Annotated in this window: 3 protein-coding genes; 2 read left to right on the top strand and 1 reads right to left on the bottom strand. The window is 61.9% G+C overall.

What is annotated here, in order from left to right; genetic code table 11:
* Together PLL20_11070 and PLL20_11065 are read left to right on the top strand one after the other, a co-directional pair.
* On the top strand, nucleotides 1-714 hold a 714-nt coding region (locus tag PLL20_11070), incomplete at its 5' end, for a c-type cytochrome (GenBank protein ID HPD30527.1).
* A gap of 32 nt (nucleotides 715-746) precedes the next feature.
* Nucleotides 747-3,518 carry a beta-galactosidase gene (locus PLL20_11065; protein ID HPD30526.1) on the top strand — a complete coding sequence of 924 codons (2,772 nt, stop codon included), beginning with the start codon at nucleotides 747-749 and terminating at the stop codon, nucleotides 3,516-3,518.
* A gap of 109 nt (nucleotides 3,519-3,627) precedes the next feature.
* Here the strand turns inward: PLL20_11065 and PLL20_11060 are convergent, their stop codons facing one another.
* Nucleotides 3,628-3,894, bottom strand: coding sequence for an EF-Tu/IF-2/RF-3 family GTPase (locus PLL20_11060; protein ID HPD30525.1), 267 nt, complete (start codon nucleotides 3,892-3,894; stop codon nucleotides 3,628-3,630).
* Nucleotides 3,895-4,528: the final 634 nt, after the last annotated feature.

The raw sequence follows: 4,528 nt of genomic DNA, 5'->3' as shown, positions 1-4,528 counted from the left end.
GATTCCCATCTCGGCCCTCTTTCCGCCGCATCAGTTCCTGACCGCATTCCCTCCGTCGCCGATGTGCTTTTCCCAACCAGCGGTCGAGACACGACCGAGTGGGAAAATGCCGTGACGGCCGTCGATCGGCTGCGGCGTTTCGCATTGTCGCACGGCGCGATACCGGCCCAGTGGCTGGATCCTCGTGAAACAGACCGCTCCACCTTCGCAAGAGCCTGTGATCAAGCACTCGCCGACGCTGGATTCCTGCAACAGGTGTACTCGATCGACCACCCGTTCCTCGATACCCCTGCCGAGACGGCCACAGATGACCAGGTCGCCGACGGTCAGACGCTCTTTCAGGAGTTGCAGTGCCTCCAGTGCCATGTGTTCGGCAGCCCCGCCGTGCCGGGAGCCAATGCCCATCCAACCGCCCCCGATCTGCAGCGGGCAAATCGACGCTTGCGACGGCCCTGGGTGTCGATGTGGCTGCGCAACCCACGACGCATACAACCCGGAACGCGGATGCCCGGCTTCTTCGGCGACGGCCAGGCAAGTGCCTTCGCTGATTACCCGCCGGAGGACCGAGCCGGCTTGCAGCGCCGCCTGCACGACAAATCGCTTCTCGACGACGGCCCGGCGCAGATTCAGGCCATCATCGCCTTCGTGTATGATGCCTCGTCGCGGCAGGTCGACGTCGTCCGCGAGGCGCAGACACAACCTGCCGACAACTGAGAAACCATTCGATCCTGGCGATGGAGCAAACCATGACAGCAAGATCTATCCTTCCGGCAATTTCCGTCCTGCTCACCTCAAGCGCTGCCACCCAAGCGGCAACACCGATGACCTTTGACACCGCCGACTCCGTGAAGTCCTGGACCTTCAGCAACGGTCCGGAGTTCCCCGGAGCAACAGGAAGAATCGAATGGGACGCCGGCAACGGCCACGACAAAGCCGGCTGCCTCAGGCTGTCCTTCTCGTTCGAGGGTGGCGGCAACTACATCCAGGCGGGCTGCCTGCTGCCCAGGGAGAATGACTTCAAGACCGCGCGGCTGTGGCTCAAAAAGCCGGCCGGCAACCGCGTCACATTCCGCGGCATCGACTCCTCCTCGCAAACGTTCCAGAAGTCCGTGGACTTCAGCTTTGATGATTGGCAACAGTTTGAGCTGGATTTGACGCGATGGACTTCGTCCTTCGGCGGCGCGAACGACCAGAAAGTCCACTGGCCGATGCGGGGCTTTGCCGTGCTGATCGAAAACACGGCCACGGGGAAGGAAGGATCGCTGCTGGTTGACGATCTCTCGTTCGCTGCTGATGCTCCATCGCCGACAGAAACGGTTACGGCATACACCGCGTGGAATCAGCATTCGAGCATTGGCTTCAGAGCCGACGGCGGACCGGGCAATGCGTTCGACAAAGGCACGTGGAACTACACCTTCTCCGGCCAGTCGAGCCCATCGATCCACACCGAGTTCTCACTCTTGGGTCGGCCTGCCGGCATGAAGCTTTTCTTTGAGAGCGATGCCTCCGGCCACGAGGTCGTCGTCACCCTGGGCTCCCATTTTCAGAACTTCCGCAAGCAGGTCGGCCGCCTGACCGAGAAGGGACCGCAGATCATCGACGTGCCGCTGGGCAACCTGGAAGGCTGGGAGTATTTCGGCGGCGAGAACAACGGCCAACCCCAATTCCCATTGCGGATCACACAGATCGCACTCAAACGCACCGAGGGCGGCCCGGAAAAGGGCACCATCCGACTGGAAAGGATCGACGCACAAACCCCTCTGCCGGCCGATCAGAAAGTCGTGTTGTTGCCAGACGTCAAGCAAACGGGCAACCGGACTCTCTTCAAGGTGGAGATCCAGAACTTGCGAAAGACCCAAGCCCAGGGAGAGCTTGTGGGCCGGTTCAGAATGGGAAATGGCGTCGACAGCGACATCCGAAAAGTCACTCTGCCCGCGAACGGGGCCGCTCCGACCATCATCGAATTGGAGCCTCGCGCCATCGGCAACTTCAACGTAGTCGAGGGTACCTTCTGGTGGGTTGAAGGCGACAGCATCAGCAGTCCGGCATCCATCGGAGCAAGCACGGTGCCGACTGAAGCCGGATCCACCGCTCTCGACCCGTCCAGCCCGTTCGGCGTCGGCCTTTATCTGTACCGCTGGCACGGCCACCCGCAAGCCAAGGAGAAGATGAACGAGTTGGCGACGCTGGCCCGACACGCCGGGGTGAAGTGGACTCGTGAAGAGATCGACTGGCACCGCACCGAGCCGAAGAAAGGCGAATTCGACTGGAAGTTCTACGACGACCTGGTCGACGTCGCCCATGCCAACGGCATCAGCATCTATGGTCTGCTCTGCTACTGGTCGTACTACTCCCAGAAAGACACGCCGGAAGGTGTCGAGGAGTATTGCCAGTGGACCCGGCAGGTCGTTCGCCGCTACAAGGACCGGATCAAACACTGGGAGATCTGGAACGAACCGAACATCTTCTTCTGGTCCGGACCGAAAGAGCTTTACTTCAGCATGCTGGCAAAGGCATACGATGCAATCAAGGCCGAAGACCCCGAGGCGCAGGTGCTCGGCTGCTCGACGGCGGGCATCGACGTCGACTTCATCAAGCAAGCCATGGCCGCCGGGGCCAACTTCGACGCGCTGACCATCCACCCCTACCGCGGTGAATTGAATGACCTGCAGTTCATTAAGGAGCTGCGCGACGTGAAAGAACTGGTGGGCGGACGCCCGGTGTGGATCACCGAGATGGGCTGGCCCAGCGACCGGTTCGGCGGCACAACCGAGCGCCGGCAGGCGTCCTTCGTCGCCCGCACGTATCTGACTTCCGTGGCCGGCGGAGCGGTCGCCAATGTCTCCTGGTACGACTTCCGCAACGATGGCAACGACCCCTATTACAACGAGTTCAACTTCGGCATGGTGCGAAATGACCTGCGGCCCAAACCGGCTTACCAGGCCTTGGCAACCATCGCCAACACGCTGGCGGGGATGAAGGTAACCGAACATATCGACCTTGGACCCGATGCCTACGCTTTTCGATTCAGCGACGGCAAACGAGACGTCGTGGCCGCCTGCGCACCGCAAGCCGGCCGCCTGCTGGCCTGGCGGGGAGAACAGCACCCCACGGTGATCAATACCTTCGGTGAGAAAGCCGCCTGCGTCGCCGCCGAAGGCCTGTCCATCACCACGCTGGAAAGCGGCATGCCTGTCTACATCCGCGGGCAGGCCGGTTTCGAGTTCCAGCCGGCTGAGCTCCCGATCAAGCTCTCTGTCGATCGATCAACGGTCCGCCCAGGCCAGACGGTGACCATCCGCGTCGAGCCAAAAGCCTCTGTCGCCCCATCGTCGATCTGGCTCCCGCTCTGGGACGAGCCCGCGCCCGCTCCCGATGCCGAGGGCACCTATCATCTGACAATCCCAAAGGGAGCCGCGCCAGGCGACACCGAATTGATGTTGGAAATCGGCTGGAACAAACTGCATCTACTCTGGCCGCTGAAGCTCTCGGTACAACCGAACGTGCTGCGAGTGTAGCCTGTGCACGCCCCCGTCTTCGCCGGGTGCGACGGCAGTCTTCGCCATGAAGGCGGTGCTGCGGCGGACTGAGCTGCCCGGCGGCCCTCTCTCCCCGAGCGCCGGACCCTCACTGGCCGTCCGGCGTCACCAGGTACACCTGGTCATGTTCGTGAGCGTGTTCGGCGACCTGAATGCCGATGCTGTCGCCCACTTTGGCACACTCGACGGGTGCATGCTCGATCTGCATCGAGTCAATGCGCTGCGTGAAATCCGAGGTGTGCCCCTTGATATGAATCGTATCGCCGACGCGAAGTTCGCCATTGGTGATTTCGATGGCCGCAACACGCGGCTTGCCGAAATAGTGGGTTACCTTGCCGACCAGTTGTTCCGACATAACGGGCCTCCTTAATAAAGACCTCTCGAAATGACGTGAAGCATTGTACCGGAGCTGGCCGGAAGACAAAAGCTGGTCCGGAGACGTCCGTAACACTCGCGCCCGTGATAGTCTGGGCGGCTCTCTCAGAACCTCAAGCGCAAGCATGGGGCCTCTGACCGCCCTTCGAAAGTCGGCAGGGGGCAAGCTGGACCACAAAACGGCCGCATCACAAGCGGCCCGTACGGTCGCCGTTCTGAAATAGCCCCAAAGGCGTTTCCGCCCCCATGTGTCACGGACCCCGTCGGCACGGCCTCGTGCCAATCGCCTTCTTGCACCCCCCACTGAGTGCCGCAATCCGAAACCCCCGCGGAAGGCTGACAAGTAGTAAGAGCTATCAGCTACGCCCTCATAGCCGGGCCCGTGACAGAAGCGGCGGCATTCCCTCGCGGCTGACCCGGTTGTCGTGGACGCAGGCCGAAAGCAGAGCGCTTCAGCGGTCTTTCCCGAAGAACAGATAGGCCGCCTCTGGCGGGCAAACCCGCTGAAGGGCTTTGATCGCCCAACCTGGACCGGTCGGCATGCCCGCCCAGACTGTCACGCACCCCTCATCGCCTCACCGTCCCCGCTCCGCTTCCGCCCCGTTTCTCGGAAC

This window comes from Phycisphaerae bacterium (genome assembly GCA_035384605.1).
Classification (GTDB): Bacteria; Planctomycetota; Phycisphaerae; order UBA1845; family PWPN01; genus JAUCQB01.
Note: the sequence above shows the minus strand (reverse complement) of the source record. Positions and strands in the feature narration are given on the sequence as shown.